This window comes from Salinibacterium sp. PAMC 21357 (assembly GCF_000247645.1).
Taxonomy (GTDB): domain Bacteria; phylum Actinomycetota; class Actinomycetes; order Actinomycetales; family Microbacteriaceae; genus Rhodoglobus.
The window spans coordinates 458,568-476,946 of record NZ_AHWA01000004.1 but is presented as its reverse complement, the minus strand read 5'-3'; the positions used below and the strand labels follow the sequence as shown (position 1 = coordinate 476,946).

General features: G+C 60.4%; 13 protein-coding genes and 1 pseudogene. 9 read left to right on the top strand and 5 right to left on the bottom strand.

Annotation, left to right across the window (positions count from 1 at the left end; genetic code table 11):
- The first annotated feature begins 23 nt into the window (after window positions 1-23).
- From ON14_RS05565 to sucD, 7 genes and pseudogenes are all read left to right on the top strand, one after another.
- The gene (locus ON14_RS05565) at window positions 24-1,277 is read left to right on the top strand and encodes an ROK family transcriptional regulator (protein ID WP_026037546.1); all 1,254 of its coding nucleotides are present in this window, start codon (window positions 24-26) and stop codon (window positions 1,275-1,277) included.
- 186 nt (window positions 1,278-1,463) lie between these two features.
- Complete coding sequence (locus ON14_RS05560) at window positions 1,464-2,828, top strand: extracellular solute-binding protein (protein WP_010203727.1); 1,365 nt, start codon at window positions 1,464-1,466, stop codon at window positions 2,826-2,828.
- A 55-nt stretch (window positions 2,829-2,883) separates the two neighbouring features.
- On the top strand, window positions 2,884-3,840 hold the full coding sequence (locus ON14_RS05555; protein ID WP_010203726.1) for a carbohydrate ABC transporter permease: 957 nt from the start codon (window positions 2,884-2,886) through the stop codon (window positions 3,838-3,840).
- A 4-nt stretch (window positions 3,841-3,844) separates the two neighbouring features.
- The gene (locus ON14_RS05550; protein WP_010203725.1) at window positions 3,845-4,729 is read left to right on the top strand and encodes an ABC transporter permease subunit; all 885 of its coding nucleotides are present in this window, start codon (window positions 3,845-3,847) and stop codon (window positions 4,727-4,729) included.
- A 60-nt stretch (window positions 4,730-4,789) separates the two neighbouring features.
- Window positions 4,790-7,800: pseudogene (locus ON14_RS05545) on the top strand (alpha-mannosidase).
- A 229-nt stretch (window positions 7,801-8,029) separates the two neighbouring features.
- Entirely contained in the window at window positions 8,030-9,199 is a 1,170-nt protein-coding gene (gene sucC, locus ON14_RS05540) for an ADP-forming succinate--CoA ligase subunit beta (RefSeq protein WP_010203723.1), read from the top strand.
- Between the two features lie 10 nt (window positions 9,200-9,209).
- On the top strand, window positions 9,210-10,097 hold the full coding sequence (gene sucD / locus ON14_RS05535; RefSeq protein WP_010203722.1) for a succinate--CoA ligase subunit alpha: 888 nt from the start codon (window positions 9,210-9,212) through the stop codon (window positions 10,095-10,097).
- A gap of 105 nt (window positions 10,098-10,202) precedes the next feature.
- Here the strand turns inward: sucD and ON14_RS05530 are convergent, their stop codons facing one another.
- From ON14_RS05530 to ON14_RS05515, 5 genes are all read right to left on the bottom strand, one after another.
- Complete coding sequence (locus ON14_RS05530; RefSeq protein ID WP_010203721.1) at window positions 10,203-11,090, bottom strand: EamA family transporter; 888 nt, start codon at window positions 11,088-11,090, stop codon at window positions 10,203-10,205.
- Window positions 11,083-11,334, bottom strand: a complete 252-nt coding sequence (locus ON14_RS16395; protein WP_010203720.1) for a cupin domain-containing protein — start codon at window positions 11,332-11,334, stop codon at window positions 11,083-11,085. The genes ON14_RS05530 and ON14_RS16395 overlap by 8 nt, the downstream gene beginning before the upstream one ends.
- Before the next feature lie 20 nt (window positions 11,335-11,354).
- Window positions 11,355-11,687, bottom strand: a complete 333-nt coding sequence (locus ON14_RS16390) for a helix-turn-helix domain-containing protein (protein WP_337459753.1) — start codon at window positions 11,685-11,687, stop codon at window positions 11,355-11,357.
- 78 nt (window positions 11,688-11,765) lie between these two features.
- A complete protein-coding gene (locus ON14_RS05520) occupies window positions 11,766-12,440 on the bottom strand; it encodes a DUF4166 domain-containing protein (RefSeq protein ID WP_010203717.1) in 675 nt (224 codons plus the stop codon).
- A complete protein-coding gene (locus ON14_RS05515; protein ID WP_039742165.1) occupies window positions 12,437-13,030 on the bottom strand; it encodes an SRPBCC family protein in 594 nt (197 codons plus the stop codon). Before ON14_RS05515 ends, ON14_RS05520 begins: the two co-directional genes overlap by 4 nt.
- Before the next feature lie 282 nt (window positions 13,031-13,312).
- Between ON14_RS05515 and ON14_RS05510 the strand changes: the two genes are divergently transcribed.
- Both ON14_RS05510 and ON14_RS05505 read left to right on the top strand, forming a co-directional pair.
- Complete coding sequence (locus tag ON14_RS05510; RefSeq protein WP_237719687.1) at window positions 13,313-16,912, top strand: S8 family serine peptidase; 3,600 nt, start codon at window positions 13,313-13,315, stop codon at window positions 16,910-16,912.
- 246 nt (window positions 16,913-17,158) lie between these two features.
- On the top strand, window positions 17,159-18,373 hold the full coding sequence (locus tag ON14_RS05505; protein WP_010203713.1) for a cell division protein PerM: 1,215 nt from the start codon (window positions 17,159-17,161) through the stop codon (window positions 18,371-18,373).
- Window positions 18,374-18,379: the final 6 nt, after the last annotated feature.

Sequence of the window (18,379 nt, the reverse complement as noted above, 5' to 3'; positions counted from 1 at the left end):
AAGAGCGAAAGCTGAAGGGTGCCATGACGGAGCAAGCGAGTTCGGTGTCGCGGCGGGGAACGAATTTGCCCGCGATGGGCGATTTCAATCAGTCGGTGATTTTGGATGCGATTCGGCGTGCACCGAAGGGGCTCAGTCGCGTTCAGCTCGTACCGGCGACAGGACTATCGGCTCAGACGATTTCCAATATTTGTCGGCGTCTCATTGATGCCGGTTTCATTCTCGAAGCGGGCAAGGAGAGCACCGGTCCGGGAAAACCGCGCACGATGCTCGTGGTGAACCCGGAGGGCCGCTACGCGCTCGGAGTGCACCTCGACCCCACCGTCATGACTTTTGTGATGCTTGATTTGACCGGTGCTGTCGTGATGCGCGTGCGCAAGCCGACTCCGACCGAAACCGATCCGGCGAAGATCATCAACAAGATCGTTCGCGAAGTTTCCAAACTTATTACGTCTTCTGGGGTGGAAAAGAGTCGGATTGCCGGGGTCGGAATCGCCGCACCGGGCCCCATTGATAGCGTGCGGGGCACCGTAGTGGACCCGCCGCACCTCACTGGCTGGCACCGGGTTCCGTTGAGGGATGCGATGGCCGACGCTACGGGGCTGCCGGCAATTCTGGATAAGGATGTCACGGCGGCCGCTATCGCCGAGATGTGGGCTGGTGGTTCTAACGGCACCGGCAGCTTTTGCTTCTTCTACCTTGGCACCGGAATCGGTGTCGGGCTCGTCGTCGACGACTTAGTGGTTCGGGGGAGTTCGGGAAACGCGGGGGAGATTGGCCATATCGTGACTGACCCGAACGGTCCGCCCTGTTTCTGTGGATTGCGGGGGTGCATCGAGGTGACGTGCATGCCGCAAGCCCTCGTGCAGGAGGCTGAGGAGCTAGGCGTTCTCGATGACTCGCGGGTGGGTAATGACACCACGTCAGTCGATGCACGGTTCACGCAGCTGTGTGACGCGGCCAACGCCGGAAACGTGATTGCGGTCGAGATAATCGAGCGGTCAGCCGTGCGGCTTTCGCGCGCGGTTGCCGTGGTGACGAACGTGTTAGACGTCGATCGAGTTGTCTTTGGCGGGCCATTCTGGGCCCGGCTCTCGGAGTATTACCTGCGCAAGATTCCGGAGTTGCTTGAAGAGCTCCGAGCCGCACGCCGTATTCATCGCGTCACTCTCAGCGGGTCTGTTGTTGGCGACGATGTCGCGGCTGTCGGTGCGGCCTGCCTGGTGCTTGACCGCGCGCTCGCGCCGAATCCGAAGGCGTTGTTAATCGCTCACTAGCGGTTCTCGCGCGATCTGATGGGCGGCTTTATCGGGTCTTTTGGCGTGCAAAAAAGTATTCGTCACCTCCTTGACATCTATATATCTATTCGATGTACTATTAGCGCAAGGTGCCAAGGGTGGTCTGAATGCCGTTGGTCCTCGGGTAGCCAAGAACTCAACAGCTATATGGAGCAAAGGAGCACCATGAAGAAGAGAGCAGCAGTCGCGATTTCGGTGATCGCCGTAGGATCCCTCCTCGGTATTGCCGGATGCACGTCCACTCCGTCGGATTCGTCCGAGAAGACCATCAAGGTTTCGTACATCAAGACCGACGCCTTTACCGCCCTTGATGATCTGTTCACCAAGGTGAAGCCTGAGTTTGAGGCAGCGAACCCTGGCGTCACCGTCGAGCTCGACCCGATCGCTGCAACCGACGATGACTACAAGACCAAGTTGGCTCTGTCGCACCGTTCGGCTGAGACCGCGCCAGACGTCTTCTACGAAGACCAGGGCAACGTTCGATCGGATGCTGAGGCTGGCTACTTGCTCGCTCTCGATGACTACGTCGCCGAGTGGGAAGACTGGTCCGAATTCACTGACGCCGCGAAGCAAGCTGGCGCCGGGGATGACGGCAAGATTTACTCGGTCTCCCTCGGAACCGACACTCGTGCCATCTGGTACAACAAGACAGTCATGACCAATGCCGGTATCGATGTGCCGTGGGAGCCTCAGAGCTGGGATGACATTCTGGTCGCCGCTCGCAAGATCAAGGCCTCAGATCCCAGCGTTGTTCCCTTCAACCTGTACGCCGGTACCGGTACCGGCGAAGGCTCGAACATGCAGGGCTTTTACGAGTTGCTGTACGGCACGGACCTCGGTGGGGATGCACTGTACGACTCCGAGAGTAACAAGTGGGTTGTCGGTTCCGACGGCTTCACAGAGTCGCTCGAGTTCCTGAAGACAATCTATGACGAAGGATTGGCGCTCACGCCAGCCCAGGCGCTTGACCCCAACATTTGGAAGTCAGTCTTCGGAGAAATGTTCCCCGACGCCAAGCTTGGTGGCACCGTTGAAGGTTCGTACACCCCGTCATTCTGGGTCGAAGGTGGATCATTCGAATGGCCCGAATACGCCACAGAGATGGGCGCAACCGCGTTCCCGACTAAAGATGGTCAAGCACCGGGCGGAGTGAGCATGTCCGGTGGTTGGACTCTGGCGGTTGGATCGAAGAGCGAGAACCCGCAGCTGGCGTTCGACTTCATGGCTCAGGCGCTGAGCTTTGAGAATGCCCTCGAGTACGACAACGTCAACGCTCAGATTGCCGTTCGCAAAGATGTCGCAGCAGATGACAGCTACCTCGGAGCGAACCCGTTCGTTGGGGCAGTAACTGATCTCGTTGAGGTCACGCACTTCCGCCCATCAACGAGTATCTACAACCAAATTTCGGTTGAAGTTCAGAAAGCATCCGAAGCGGTTATTACCGGCAAGATGTCGCCGGCTGAAGCTGCTGCGTCATATGACGCCGCCGTGACGAGTATCGCTGGCGATGACATGGTGATCGAAAAGTAATCCCCCACCCGCACCCCAGAATCGAACCGAGACCACGGAACAGGAAACCCGAGAAGTGACTGCAGAAGTGATCTCGACGGCTCAAGGTGCACAATCCGAACGGCGGCCCGGACCCCAGCGTTCAGGCCGCCGTTCGGCCCTCAAAAAGATCTCACGATTCGTGCGGATGATTCCGCTCGTTCCCGCGATCATCATCATGGTGGTGTTCCTGGCCGGGCCCATCATCTGGTCCTTTTATGGTTCGCTCACCAACGCAGCCCTTTCCGGAGCGAACGCAGCGAACAGCTCCTTCATTGGCTTCGACAATTACGTCAAGCTTTTCAATGACCCGGTCTTTCCGCAGTCGTTGTGGATCACGATTGTTTTCACGCTCGCCTCCGCAGTCATTTCCCAGAACGTGCTCGGGCTGGGGATTGCCCTCGTTGTCACGCGGGCCAACAAGAAGCTGGCAACCATCGTCAGCTCGACGGTCGTTGGGGCATGGATCCTGCCGGAGATCGTTGCCGCATTCGTCTGTTACGCGTACTTCAGTCAAGACGGAACGCTCAATCAGATTTTGGCGCTCGTAGGGCTGACAGGCCCCAATTGGCTTTACACTTTCCCGCTGTTGGCGGTCATCTTGGCGAACCTTTGGCGTGGTACTGCCTTCTCCTTGTTGGTGTACCAAGCAGCCCTCAACGATGTTCCCCCAGAAATTTCAGAAGCGGCGATGATCGACGGAGCGGGTGGCGCTAAGAGGCTCTTTTTCGTCACCGTTCCCATGATCAAAAACACCATAACGACGAACCTGATGCTGATCACGCTGCAGACGCTGTCGGTGTTCACCCTTATCTACGTGATGACCTCCGGTGGACCGGGTAACGACAGCACGACGTTGCCGATCCTCGCGTACAAAGAGGCATTCCGATTCGGCAACATCGGCTACGGAACCGCTATTGCGACGATCCTCTTGGTCATCGGGGCCATTTTCTCCATCATCTACATTCGGGCAGCTCGCCCCTCGAAGGACTAGGACCATGACAACGACTACTGGTCCCCGGCCGGCGAAGCGCAAGCCGAGGGCGCTTTCGCTCGCGTCTCCTCAGCGACGGATGTCCGCTATTCTCGCGAACTCGGCGCTCGTCGTGGTGGGTGTGAGCTTCCTTCTTCCTCTCGTGTGGCTCGTCCTTGCCGCTTTCGACCCGAATGCCACGTACCAAACTCAGATTCCGCAGACGGTGACGCTCGACAACTTTGCCGCCGTACTTACACCGGAACTGACGTTTATCCCGATGCTGAACAGCCTCATCATTTCGGTCGGTACAGCCACCGTGACGATTGTCGCCGCTCTCTTGGCGGCGTATCCGCTATCGCGGTATCAGTCACGCTTCAACAAACCATTCATGTACACGGTGCTCTTCGGAACGAGCCTTCCGATCACGGCAATCATGGTGCCGGTGTACCTCTTGTTTGTGCAGATGAACCTGCTCGACTCGGTGCCGGGCACGATTCTCTTCATGGCCGCCTCAGCGTTGCCCATCGCGATTTTCATGACGAAGAACTTCATGGACTCTGTGCCGATCAGTCTCGAAGAAGCGGCCTGGATGGACGGCGCTTCAGCGATGCGAGCGCTCGGCTCCATCGTGGTGCCCCTTATGCGCCCCGGTATCGCGGTAGTCGCCATCTTCGTGTTCTTCCAGGCTTGGGGAAACTTCTTCGTCCCTTTCATCCTCTTGCTTTCGCCGAGTAAGCAGCCGGCCGCAATCAGCATTTATACCTTTTTCGGACAGTACGGTTCCATCGCCTACGGGGAACTCGCGGCGTTCTCGCTCATCTACGCAGTGCCCGTCATGGTGCTCTACGTGGTGGTTTCCCGCGGCATTGGCGGATCGTTTGCCTTAGCCGGGGCTGTCAAAGGATGACGCAGAAAATTGGCCGCGCGGCGATCGTGCCGTGTTCGAGTTTGGGGCTAGGGAGCCAACATGCATGAGAACCGAGCGCTGAGTGAAGCGCGGATTGATCGCTTCTTTAACGAACGACTTCTACCGAGCGTGTACCGCGAAACGGCGCCGCTATCGATAGCGACCTGGGTCGTGCCGGGGGAGCCCGTCGGGTTCGCCGAAGCGCGACAGGCGCAATACGCGCCCTTCGCCGAGGGAAGCATGTGGGGGCGTCCGTGGGGAACCGTCTGGTTCCATGTGACAGGGAGCGTTCCCGCGCACTGGCGCTCCGCAGATGCCGCAGTCGAGATTGTGGTCGATCTTGGTTTCAGCGCGGGGCTGCCGGGTTTTCAGGCGGAAGGTCTCGCCTATGCGCCTGACGGCCGCATCCTGAAAGCGATCGAGCCCTACAACGACTATCTCCCCGTTGACGCGGCTGAGGGTGCTGTCGATGTCTATCTTGAGGCAGCATCGAACCCCAACGTCGCTGCCGGCTTTGCCTTCACGCCGACGGCGCTTGGCGATCTGGCGACGGCCGGCGACGAATTGCAGTACCAGCTCAAGCGTTTAGACCTTGCATGGATGGATTCCTCCGTGTGGGAACTCGTGCAAGATGTGCGGGTCCTTCGCGGGCTCATGGCCGAACTTCCCGACACTCTTCCGCGGCGTCACGACATTTTGCGTGCGCTCGGAAACATGGTGGATGCCATGGACCCAACCGACATCTCTGGCACTGCGGCTGCTGGTCGGGCAGCCCTCGCCGAGGTACTTGCGAGTCCGGCGTATGCAAGCGCCCATCGTCTCGCCGCCATCGGCAACGCCCACATCGATAGTGCGTGGTTGTGGCCGGCACGGGAGACTGTCCGCAAAGTTGCGCGAACATTCTCGAACGTTCTCGCGCTCATGGATGCCGACCCGGACTTTACTTTTGTCGCGTCATCCGCCCAGCAGTTTGAGTGGTTGAAAGCGTCGCAGCCTGAGCTTTTCGAACGGGTCAGGGCACAGGTTGCCGCCGGCCGGTTTATCCCCGTTGGCGGAATGTGGGTGGAGTCAGACACCAATATGCCCGGTGGCGAAGCGCTCGCTCGTCAATTCATTGCCGGCAAGCGATTCTTTATCGAAGAGTTCGGTGTCGAACCGGTCGAGGCGTGGCTCCCGGATTCATTCGGTTATTCGGCAGCGCTCCCGCAAATCGTGTCAGCTGCCGCCTCGAAGTGGTTCCTCACCCAGAAGATTTCTTGGAACGAAACAAACACAATGCCGCATCACACTTTCTGGTGGGAGGGCATCGATGGCACTCGCGTCTTCACTCACTTTCCTCCGGTAGATACGTATGCTTCTGAAGTTTCTGCGAAAGAACTCGCTCGTGCCGAACGGCAGTATGCAGAAAAGGGGCAGGGCACGACGTCGCTGCTTCCCTTTGGATGGGGCGACGGCGGTGGGGGGCCGACTCGCGAGATGTTGGCGGCAGTCACCAGAACCGGCGACCTCGAAGGTTCGCCGCGCACCCAGCACGCCACACCGGCGCAGTTCTTTAGTGAAGCTCACGCCGAATATCCGGATGCACCAGTCTGGTCGGGCGAGCTCTATCTCGAGCTGCACCGCGGAACCCTCACTTCGCAGGCCAAGACCAAACGCGGCAATCGCCGAAGTGAACACTTATTGCGCGAGGCCGAACTCTGGGCGACCGCGGCGGCTGTTCTTCGCGGAGCGGAGTACCCCTACGACGCCGTGGAAGCGGCGTGGAAGATGGTGCTGCTGCAGCAATTCCACGACATTCTTCCCGGTTCTTCGATCGCTTGGGTGCACCAAGAGGCTGAAGCGAATTATGCGCGGGTCGAAGCAGAACTCACCGACGTCACGATGAACGCTCTGGCAGAGCTTGCCGGAGAAGGAGACGATGAACTCGTCTTCAACTCTGGGCCTTTCGCGCGCAACGGTGTCGATGGCATCTCTGGTGCCGCTCGAAAATCGGCGCCGGCGATCGCTGCTCCGGTGGTGAGCGGTGACGGTTTCGTTCTCGACGATGCACGTACACGAGTGACCGTGGATGCTCGGGGACTCATCATTTCGATGGTCGATCTGGTTGCCGGCCGCGAACTAATCCCTCGTGACCAGCCCGGAAACCTGTTGCAATTGTTCCGCGATACCCCCAACCAGTGGGACGCGTGGGACATTGACGAGAGTTACAAACGCGACCTGAAAAACCTCACCAGTGTCGACTCGATCGCTCTCACAGGCGACGGCGCTGGTGTTCGCATTGAGCATCGTTCGGTGAATCGCAAGTGACCCAAGAGCTGAGGCTCAATCCAGAAACCGGTGCCCTCGACATCGCGGTTAGTGTCGATTGGCACGAAACTCAGAAGCTCTTGAAGCTCGCCTTTCCGCTCGACATCCATGCGGAACGCGCAGCCTCCGAAATCCAGTTTGGTCACATTTTCCGACCGACTCACACCAATACGTCGTGGGATGCTGCACGCTTCGAGACTGTGGCGCACCGGTGGGTTCATGTTGGCGAGCCAGGCTACGGGGTCGCGATCGCAAATGACGCGAGCTATGGCTACGACATCCGGCGCGGGGGAGCAGACGGGAGCGCCACCTCCACAGTTGTGCGGGCCTCGTTGTTGCGCGCACCGCTCTTTCCTGACCCAGAATCTGATCAGGGAACGCATGAGTTCTCGTTCTCGCTCACGGCGGGTGCAGAAATTGCGGATGCGATCTCTGAGGGCTACCGACTCAACGTCGTCGAGCGCGTGGTTCGGGGGTCAAACGAAGTGCCTGCGTTACTCACCTGCAGCAATAGCGCTGTCGTTATCGAGACCATCAAGCTTGCCGAAGATCGTTCGGGAGACGTGGTTATTCGTCTGTACGAATCACTCGGGTCTCGGGTACGCGCGACGATCACTCCAGAATTCGGATGGCGGTCGGTGGTGCAAACTGATCTGCTCGAGCGAGCCATTGCCCCGACAGCGATTGACGGCGATGAGGAAGGCGACGTGTCGGTGACCCTTCGCCCATTCCAGATCGTTACGCTGCGGTTCTCGCGCAGCTAGCAGCCCGAGACAGCCACCAGAGGGCACGGATGCGGCGAGAAACCGTATCCAGAAGTTCGAGTCTCGCAAGATTTGCTGATCTTTCGCCCTGCACAGCCCGCTATCGGAAAACGCACAACCTTAGGCACGGTAGGCTTTCCCCTTGGCGCGCGTCTCTTGGAGCCGACCAATTTGGCACCGTTTCGCCGCCGTCCCCACTCACCATTACGCGCGGATTGGAATGAGCAGCGTGGATCTATTTGAGTACCAGGCCAGAGACGTATTTGAGTCGTATGGCGTACCAGTACTTGCCGGCCTGATTGCCGACACCCCAGAAGAAGCCAAAGCAGCAGCCGAGAAAATCGGTGGAACCGTTGTAGTCAAGGCTCAGGTCAAGACCGGCGGTCGCGGCAAGGCGGGTGGTGTCAAGGTTGTTCACAACGCCGACGACGCTTTCGCCGCAGCCGAGCAGATTCTTGGTCTCGACATCAACGGCCACACGGTCAAGCGAGTAATGATTGCTGCCGGTGCTCGCATCGCGCAGGAGTTCTACTTCTCCGTGCTGCTCGACCGAGCAAACCGCTCCTACCTTTCGCTGTGCAGCGTTGAAGGTGGAGTGGAAATTGAGGTGCTTGCTGTTGAGCGCCCCGAAGCTCTCGCCAAGATCGAGGTCAACCCGCTCACGGGTATCGACCTCGCCAAGGCCACCGAAATCGCGACCGCTGCGGGATTCTCCGCAGAGCTCGTCGAAAAGGTTGCCCCTGTCTTCGTGAAGCTCTACGACGTGTACAAGGGTGAAGACGCCACTCTTGTTGAGGTCAACCCTCTCGTCATCACCGAAGACGGCGACATCGTTGCCCTCGACGGCAAGGTCTCGATCGACGAGAACGCAGACTTCCGTCACCCCTCGCACGCTGAGCTCGAAGATGCTGACGCTGCTGACCCCCTCGAGGCGAAGGCTAAGGCCAACGGCCTCAACTACGTCAAGCTCGACGGTGAAGTAGGTGTCATCGGTAACGGTGCCGGCCTCGTCATGTCGACGCTGGATGTCGTTGCTTACGCTGGCGAAAACCACGGCAACGTGAAGCCCGCCAACTTCCTCGACATTGGTGGCGGAGCATCCGCTGCTGTCATGGCCGCGGGCCTCGACGTCATTCTCAACGACCCTCAGGTCAAGAGCGTGTTCGTCAACGTCTTTGGTGGAATCACCGCGTGTGACGCTGTTGCTCACGGAATCGTGGGCGCGCTCGCCGAGCTCGGTGACTCCGCCAACAAGCCTCTCGTTGTTCGTCTCGACGGCAACAAGGTCGAGGAGGGTCGCGCGATTCTTGCTGAAGCGAACCACCCCCTCGTGACGCTAGCCGCCTCTATGGACGAGGGCGCCGACAAGGCTGCCGAACTCGCCAACGCCGCGAAGTAAGGAACCGAGCATGTCAATTTTCCTCAACAAGCACTCCAAGGTCATCGTTCAGGGCATCACCGGCGGTGAGGGCACCAAGCACACCGCTCTCATGCTCGCTGCCGGTACCCAGGTCGTTGGCGGTGTCAACGCCCGCAAGGCTGGCACCACTGTCACCCACGGCGACGTTGAGTTGCCCGTATTCGGCACCGTTGCTGAAGCCATGGAAAAGACGGGGGCGGATGTTTCGATCGCTTTCGTTCCTCCGGCCTTCACCAAGGATGCCGTTATCGAAGCTATCGACGCTGAGATGCCGCTGCTCGTCATCATCACCGAGGGTGTTCCCGTCGGTGACTCTGCCGAGTTCTGGGCTTACGCCCAGGAGAAGGGCAACAAGACCCGCATCATCGGTCCGAACTGCCCCGGCATCATCACCCCCGGTGAAGCACTCGTCGGCATCACGCCCGCGAACATCACCGGCAAGGGCCCGATCGGTCTCGTCTCCAAGTCGGGAACGCTCACCTACCAAATGATGTACGAACTCCGTGACCTCGGATTCTCGACCGCCATCGGTATCGGTGGAGACCCCATCATCGGCACGACGCACATCGACGCTCTTGCCGCGTTCGAGGCGGACCCCGAGACCAAGGCAATCGTCATGATTGGTGAGATCGGTGGAGACGCTGAAGAGCGTGCCGCTGACTACATCAAGGCTCACGTCACGAAGCCCGTTGTGGGTTACGTTGCTGGCTTCACAGCTCCCGAGGGTAAGACCATGGGTCACGCCGGCGCGATCGTTTCTGGCTCGGCCGGAACCGCTCAGGCCAAGAAGGAAGCTCTCGAAGCTGCTGGTGTGAAGGTCGGCAAGACGCCGTCTGAAGCCGCCAAGCTCATGCGCGAAATTCTCGAAACTCTGTAGCACCAGCTTTTAGCTGCGTACAAACGCCGCTCGTCCTCGTGACGAGCGGCGTTTGTCGTTTAAGTGATCGTGCGCAGTCGAGTGCGGGTGATCGCACACCGCGCGCTAGGCGTGCGGTGCGGGATCGAGCTCGGGGGCGGCATCGGCCGGCGCGCGAGTGCCGCTGCGTTGAGCCGCAGCTCCGGCGAGCACGACGAGGCCGATTCCGATCCACTGCACGAAGGATGGAATCTGGTGCAGCACAATCAGGCCGATGAGTACTCCGAAGGCTGGTTCGAGGGACATGAGCGTTCCGAACGCGGTGTGGGTCATCCGGCGTAGCGCGAGCAGTTCAAGCACGAAAGGCACGACGGGGGAGAGCAGGGCTAGGCCGAGGGCGATGGGCAGCACGCGCCAGTCGAAGTCGGGGATGACCTGGGGCGCTCCCACGAAGGTGGTGATGAGGGCGGCGATGGGGATCGTCATCGCGAGCGAGCTGATTCCTGTGAAACGATCGCCGACTTTTTGGGTGAGCAGAATGTAGGTTCCCCAGCCGACTCCGGCGAGCAGCGCGAAACCGACGCCGATGAGATTCGTTTCGCCCTCCCACGGTTCGGTGAGCAGCACAACGCCGACCAGCGCCAAGGCGGGCCAGGCGAGCATCCGGGAACTGCCGCTTCGAATGGCGGCGACCGCAAGCGGCCCCAAGAACTCGATGGCCACGGCGGTGCCGAGCGGGATGTGTTCGAGCGCTGACAGAAAACCGACTGACATGACCGCGCTGGCGACACCCAACCCGAGAAGGGGCCCGACATCCTGACGACGGATGCGACGCACCTGCGGGCGGGCAATGATCAAGAAGATGAGGCCGCCGAGTGTCAGCCGCAACCACGCGGTTCCGCTGGCGCCGACTTGCTCGATGAGCCCCACCGAAAAGGCGGAGCTCAGTTGGATCATCATCATGGCGGCCACCGCCATCGACCACGCGGGGAGCGGCTCGCGCGCGCTACGCATGGGAGTGATCCGCTCGGGATGACGCGCCGATACCCGGTTCGAGCACGGACAAAACGAAGCGGGCGGGCGTGCTGCTCGTGTTTTCGTAGGCGTGGTCTTCGTCGCCGGCGAATGCCATCGAATCACCCGTGCCGAGCACGAACGTCTCGGCGGCCACGGTCATCGTGATTTCACCCTCGAGCAGGTGCAGCAGTTCTTGAGTGCCCGCACTGTGCGGTTCGCTCGAATGCGATTCGCCAGGCATGAAGGTCCACTCCCACAGTTCTAGGGCTTCGGGGATGTGCTAGAGGCCAGCAGGATGCCGCGGCCACCGTTCTCTCCCGTCCAGAGGGCTGCGCCAGCACCGGCGCGCGTAACCTTCGCCTTCTGGGCCGTGGGCGGCTCCACGAGGGCGGGCAGACTCACGCCGAGGGCTTCGCTGAGGCGGAGCAGGGTGCCGACGCTGGGGTTCGCTGCGCCCTGCTCAACGTTGACCAGCATCCGGCGGCTTACTCCCGCCTTCTCGGCGAGTTGGTCGAGTGTCAGCGTGCGCGCGTGGCGCTCGTTCTTGACGCGGGCGCCGATGGTTCGCGCAAGAAGCTCGGTGGGTTCATCCATGAGTGCAGCATAGTGCACTGATGGTGCATTGAAGCAAGAGCGTGGGTCCGTCGAGTTGTGTGGCCAAGCGCCCTGCTGTTATTCGCGCCGCTCGTGTCGCACGGGCTTGAGCCGCTCGGGGGCGTCGGTCGCTGCGGGGAACTCGCACATGAAGCGGCCTGCATAACCGAAAAGGAAGCCGAAGGTGCGGTTGTGGATTTTGAGGGCGATCACGAACTCGTCGGTCTCGTCATCGAAGGATTCCGTGAGATCGGCGCGGCCGCTGAAGAGCATCGGAAAGCGGAACGCGATCGGGCCCTCGTAGAAGCGTTGGGCATCCGACTTCAAATTCAGGGAACCATCGTCGGTCACTGTGAGGTCGAGATCTACCGCGAGGTGCTGGTGGGTTCCTAGGTAGTCGATGATTCGGTCGCCGGCCGTGTTCAGGGTCATCGTCGCGTCGAATCGTGTCGGCTTCGCTCGCACCGTGTACTCGCGCACGAAGGTCACGGTCTCCCGGCCGAAGGGGTCGCGGTAGGGGTAGTTTTCGATGCGAAAGGGCACATTGTTGCCAACATCCGGCGTCAGGATGTTGCGAAACCATCCGATCCACAAAAATGGAACCGTCCACCACGGGCCACGGCGGATGCGCGACATCATGCCGGTGCCGACCGCTGCGTAGCCGCTCTCCAGGCTCACGCCAAAGCGTTTCTGCAGCATGGGGTGCAAGCGAGTGAAATCATCGCCGAGAACGGTCTCAAACATCGAGGTCATGGCGCCTCCAGGGCGGAGAGAGTGGCTGGTGCATCGTCCATTGCCCGGCCGCGGCGCGGGAGGCGAAGGCAGTTGCGCGCACGGGGCCTGCCCGGCTTCCAGAAGGCCAGTGCTGAGTGCGGCTCGATGTCGCTTTCGGCCCAGAGTCGCAGGCTGTCGAAACTCCACGCAGTCATCCAGCCCACAAACGGGCGGATGAGAATGCGATCAAGAACAGCACCCCAGGCCGGCTCGTAGTCATAGCCGGTGATGAAGCGCGTTCCACCCGGTATCGGAACGTATCGCCAGTACCCGCGGCCATCTCCTAGCGGAGAGAGGCGGTCTTTGGTCGTGAACTTGAGTGCCGACGTTCGCGTGCCATCGGGGCGGATAATCTCGCCGCGACTGGTGCCGGTCCCCGTGATGGTGTGGAAAGGAATTCGGCGTTCATAGCGAAAGCGATAGCCATCAGCATCAAGGGTGTCGGTGGGAAAGATATGGCTGAAGCGAAGATCCCAGCGAACGTGGGCGTCGGTGTCTTGAGTGAGTCGCCAGACAGTGTCGATATCCGCGGCGATATCGATTTCGACGTAGATCGCAGCGGTCCTCATTGTTCCAGTATGAGCGAGCAACGACGGCTCTCGTGAGGTTTCGTCGTACAAATTAGGCGTTTCTTATGACGATCGGAAGAGCGCCGCAATCCACGTCCCCCAAAGAGCGGACAATGTGTCACGTTACGGTAACGATGGGTAATGGGGGACCCCCTGTAAAGGGGTAGAACGCGCTTATAGTGGCTCTTGGTGAGTGCCCGACCACCAGCTTTACCAGCACGCCGATAGCGACGTGTGCACTACCTAAAAGCAAGTCCCATTCAACGAAGAATAGGAACATTCGTGAGCATTCGAAGAGTCATATCGGTGGTGGCTGCGACAACACTTGTCGCCACTTCCCTGGTTACCGGCGCCGCACTCGGCGCCACAGCTGCACCAGCATCCATTGGTGGCGGCGGCCAAACTGAATTCACCCCCGGACGTTACATCGTCACCATGGTGGACCAGGCTGCAGCAACCTACGACGGTGGAGTTCGCGGCTTTGACGCGACGACACCACCAGACGGCGAACAACTCAACCCCCGCCGACAAGTAGTGCAGAACTACACCGAATACTTGACCGAGAAGCAGGAGGATGCCGCGGCATCCGTCGGTGCTGACATCGAGTACTCGTATACGCTCGCGACCAACGGCTTCGCAGCCGATCTGACCGCAGCCCAAGCGGCCGAGCTTTCGGCCAACAAGCTAGTGGCATCCATCGTTCCCGATGAGCTGAAGAAAATTACGGCGGCCCAGCGGTCAACAGAGTTCCTCGGTCTGGAAGGCGCAGAGGGACTTTGGGCATCCATCGGTGGCGCTGAGACGGCGGGCGAGGGAATCGTTGTCGGCGTGCTCGACACCGGCTTTGCCCCCGAAAACCCCGCTTTTGCCGGCGACCCGCTCGGCACCTCGCCAGGGGCAGCGCCCTACCGCGATGGAGACGCTACCGTGTTTGCGAAGGCCGACGGCCAAACATTCACCGGAGCGTGCATCGAGGGCGAACAATTCACCGCCGACGACTGCACGACGAAAGTCATCAGTGCCCGTTACTTCGTTGACGGCTTTGGTGCCGGCAACCTCGGTGACGCCAGCGTCGGAGAATACGTTTCCCCGCGAGACGGCGACGGCCACGGATCGCACACCGCGAGCACGGCAGCCGGAAACCTCGAAGTTGACGCCACCGTTGGCGGAAACCCGCTCGGATTCTTCTCTGGAGTAGCCCCCGCCGCCAAAATTGCCGCCTACAAAGTTTGCTGGAGCGGACCTGACCCGGTTGCAACGACTGACGACGGTTGTGCATCCACTGACCTGCTAGCCGCAATCGACCAGGCTGTTGCCGATGGCGTTGACGTGATCAACTACTCGATTGGTGGTGGCGCTGCCAGCAGCACCGTATCCCCGACCGACCAGGCATTCTTGGGTGCCGCAGCTGCTGGTGTCTTTGTTGCTGCCTCGGCTGGTAACGACGGCCCCGGCGCGACAACACTCGACAACGCTGCCCCCTGGATCACCACGGTTGCTGCAAGCACCATCCCCAACTACGAAGCCACCGTCACGCTCGGCGATGGCCAAGAATTTGCGGGTGCCTCCATCACTGTCGACCTCGATTCTGCAACGGAACCGTTGACGGGCGAACTCGTCAATGCGACCGCAGTCGCTCTTGCCGGAGCAGTCGACCCCAACCTCTGCATGCCAGACACTCTTGACCCCGCCCTTGTCACCGGCAAGATCGTGGTCTGTGAGCGTGGTGTTATCGCCCGCGTCGATAAGTCAGCGGAGGTTGCTCGTGCCGGTGGCATTGGTGTTGTTTTGGTGAACGTCACGCCGAGCTCGACAGACCTCGACACCCACGTGATCCCCACCGTGCACTTGGATGCTCGCTACCACGATCAAGTGATCGCTTATGCGGCAACTGAGGGTGCAACGGCAACGTTCACACCGGGCAATGAGACGGCCTACCAGCCGCCGACACCGCAGGTCGCCGGCTTCTCGTCGCGCGGTCCGGTAGAGGCTGACGGTAGCGACATCGTCAAACCAGACATCTCGGCTCCCGGTGTAGGAATCCTCGCCGCCGGAGCAAACGCTGAAGGTGCAGAACCGACCTTCCAGCTTCTGTCCGGAACCTCGATGTCCTCACCTCACGTTGCTGGACTCGCCGCGCTCTATCTTGGCGAACGCCCCAACGCGACACCGGCCGAAATTAAGTCGGCGTTCATGACCACCGCCTACGACACGGTTGATGGTGACGGCAACCCCGTTACCGATCCGTTTACTCAGGGCGCTGGACACATTGATCCGACCAAGTTCTTTGAACCTGGCCTGCTCTACCTGAACGGTATCGGCGATTGGCTGTCTTACATTGAGGGCGCTGGTTACGATGTGCTCGACCCTGCGGTCGTCGCCATTGATCCCAGCAACCTCAACTTGGCATCCATCGGCATCGGTTCGCTGACGGCACCCGAGACGATTACTCGTACCGTGACCTCCACTCAGGCGGGCACCTTCGAGGCGTCAATCTCCGTACCGGGAATCGACGCATCCATCTCACCATCAACACTGACCTTCGGTGCTGCCGGTGAGACTCAGAGCTACGAAGTGACCTTCAGTCGATCGGATGCTCCGCTCGACCAGTTCACGACCGGCTCACTCACGTGGACCAGCGGCGACACAGTCGCGCACAGCCCCATCGCAGTGCGCCCCGTCACTATTGAGGCACCGGCCACCGCCAGCGGAACCGGAACTTACGGCGCCGTTGATGTCACTGTCACTCCTGGTGGAACCGGCGACATCCCGCTGAGTTCAACCGGTCTGACGGCGGGAGTCTTCCATGAAGACCCCACGGGCGTCGAAGCCGATCACTCGGGTTCGGGTTCCAGCGGTGACGAGTTCGAGTACGCAATGACCGTGCCAGAGGGCACGACATATGCGCGATTCGATCTTGACTCGATCGATGACACGGCCGACCTTGACCTGATCGTGTACCTGCTCGATGATGCGGGAACACCTATTGCCGGCTGGCAGTCAGCCACCGGTGATGCCGATGAGCGCGTCAACCTTGCGGACCCGACTCCCGGTTCCTACTTGGTTATCGCATCGGTCTATGCGGCCAACCCCTCCACCGCGTTCGACGTACGAACCTTCGCGGTAGTTCCTGGGGCCGGTGCACCACTCGGATTGACCCCGGCAGTGCTCTCGGGCGTGCAGGGCGAACCGGCGACGTACACGGCATCGTGGGAGGCGCTCGCGCCCTTCACTAGTTACCTCGGCCTCATCAGCTACGGCGACACGGGTGCAGTGACAGCGCTAGAGGTTGTCACTCAAGAGGATGTTGTGCCGGGTACTCCGGTGAACACCGTGCTGCCGTCGATCACCGGCAAGCCCATCGTTGGCAAGAAGCTCACCGCAAATCCGGGGGAGTGGGATGTTGACGGGCTGAAGTTCAGCTACCAGTGGCAGGCAGACGGTGTCGCGATTGCTGGCGCTGACAAGCGCAAGTACACGGTCACTTCGGCTGATGAGGGCAAGGCGATCTCGGTCGTCGTCACCGCCAGCAAGAAGGATCTGCCGAGTGCCAGCGCGACCTCCGAGTCGGTGATGATCAACTACAGCTCGAGTGTGAGTCTGTCGGTGAGCCGTCACATTGCGTTCTCGTGGAACACCGTCAGTGCGAGCATCCGGGTAGCCACCGGTGAGGATGCTGCTCCGACCGGAACGGTGATAGTGAAGGTTGACGGCAAGAAGGTCGACACCGTTACTCTCACAGAAGCCGACAACGGAAAGGTGACGGCGAAGTTGCCGAAGCTCGACCGTGGTCTCCATCAGGTGACGGCGGAATTCACTCCCGCCGGTGACAACGTAACGGGCTCGACGAGTCATAACGACTGGGTGTGGATCGTCTTCTAGACGCTCTCGCCTTCCGCACTACAACAACGGCTGGTCGCCCCCACAGGCGGCTGGCCGTTGTTGGTGTTAGGGAAACCGTGATGGTCGACGACAGCTCGGCGTTCCGCAATTGATCAAAATCACTGGATGAGTTGGCTTTCGCGAACTCGAGCGCTAGTCGCCACAACCAGTGATCTCTGTCAGACCACTCTTTTGCGGTAAGCCGCAGCCGCAGCCGCCGCGAGTGCGGGTACGCTCGCGTTCGATATGAATCGCCAGCTCACTCTTCTCTTTGCCTCCCTCGAGGCGCTCTTGGTCGTTGCGATCGGTATCGCGATACCGCTGGTTCCGCTCACGCTTTTGTGGGGCATCCATTACGGTCTGGCGATTGACTGGACGGTGTTTTGGCGAGCCGCAGTTGATATCTGGTTGGTCGGCCATGGCGTCGATATCACGGTGGTTCTTGACCCAACTGTTTCGGCGTCGGTGGGGTTGGCTGAGGCAAGCACGCCGGTGACGATCACCCTGGCGTTGCTCGGATTTTCTCTGCTCACGGTGTTGCTCGGGGTGCGGGCTGGCCGCCGCGTGGCGGAGACCTCGCACGCGATGCTGGGCACGCTCGCTTCGCTGCTTACGTTCAGTCTTGCTTCTCTTGTTGTGACGCTGTCGACGTTGCATCCGATTGCGCGCCCGTCTTTGTGGCAGGGCGTTCTGTTGCCGACACTCGTTTTCGCGGTTGGCCTTCTTATTGGCAGCCAAGTAGTCACCGCGAGGAGTCGTGCCATTGGTCCGCTTCGGCGATGGGTTCTCGGATGGCCAGCTCACGTGCGCACAATTCTTGCCACGTCGCTGCGGGGCGGTGCGCTCGCGGCCGCCGGTTTGCTCACGCTCGCGTCGATCGTCACGACCTTCGCGATTGTCACGTCGTACGCGGAAATCATCAGTCTGTACGAGGCCCTTCATACCGAGGTGCTTGGCGGTGTTGCGGTAACTCTGGGGCAGCTTGCTCTGCTGCCGAACATGATTTTGTGGGCCGCATCGTGGCTGGTTGGCCCGGGGTTCGCGATTGGTGCCGGCTCGACAGTGTCACCATTGGCGACATCGCTCGGTCCGATTCCGGCAATCCCGGTGTTGGGCGCTTTACCCAATAGCGATTTCGCTTTTGGGTACGTCGGACTACTTGCCCCCGTAATTGTGGGCTTTTTGGTTGCTGCCGTGTTGGGTCCCCGCATTGCTGGTGAGCTGCGTCGTCGGGAGCTCGCCATCGTGGCGCTCGGTATCGGTGCAACGGCCGCCACAATCATCGGCTTGCTCGTGTGGGCTTCGGCCGGTTCTGCTGGACCGGGACGGCTTGTGGATGTTGGCCCGCAGCCGTGGATAGTCACTGCGTGGGCGTTCGTTGAGTTTTCCGTGGCCGCCGGTCTTGGTTTGTTGACTTCTGCACGCCCAGAGCGGGCGGATGACGGGTTCACTGAGCGCTAGGCTGGG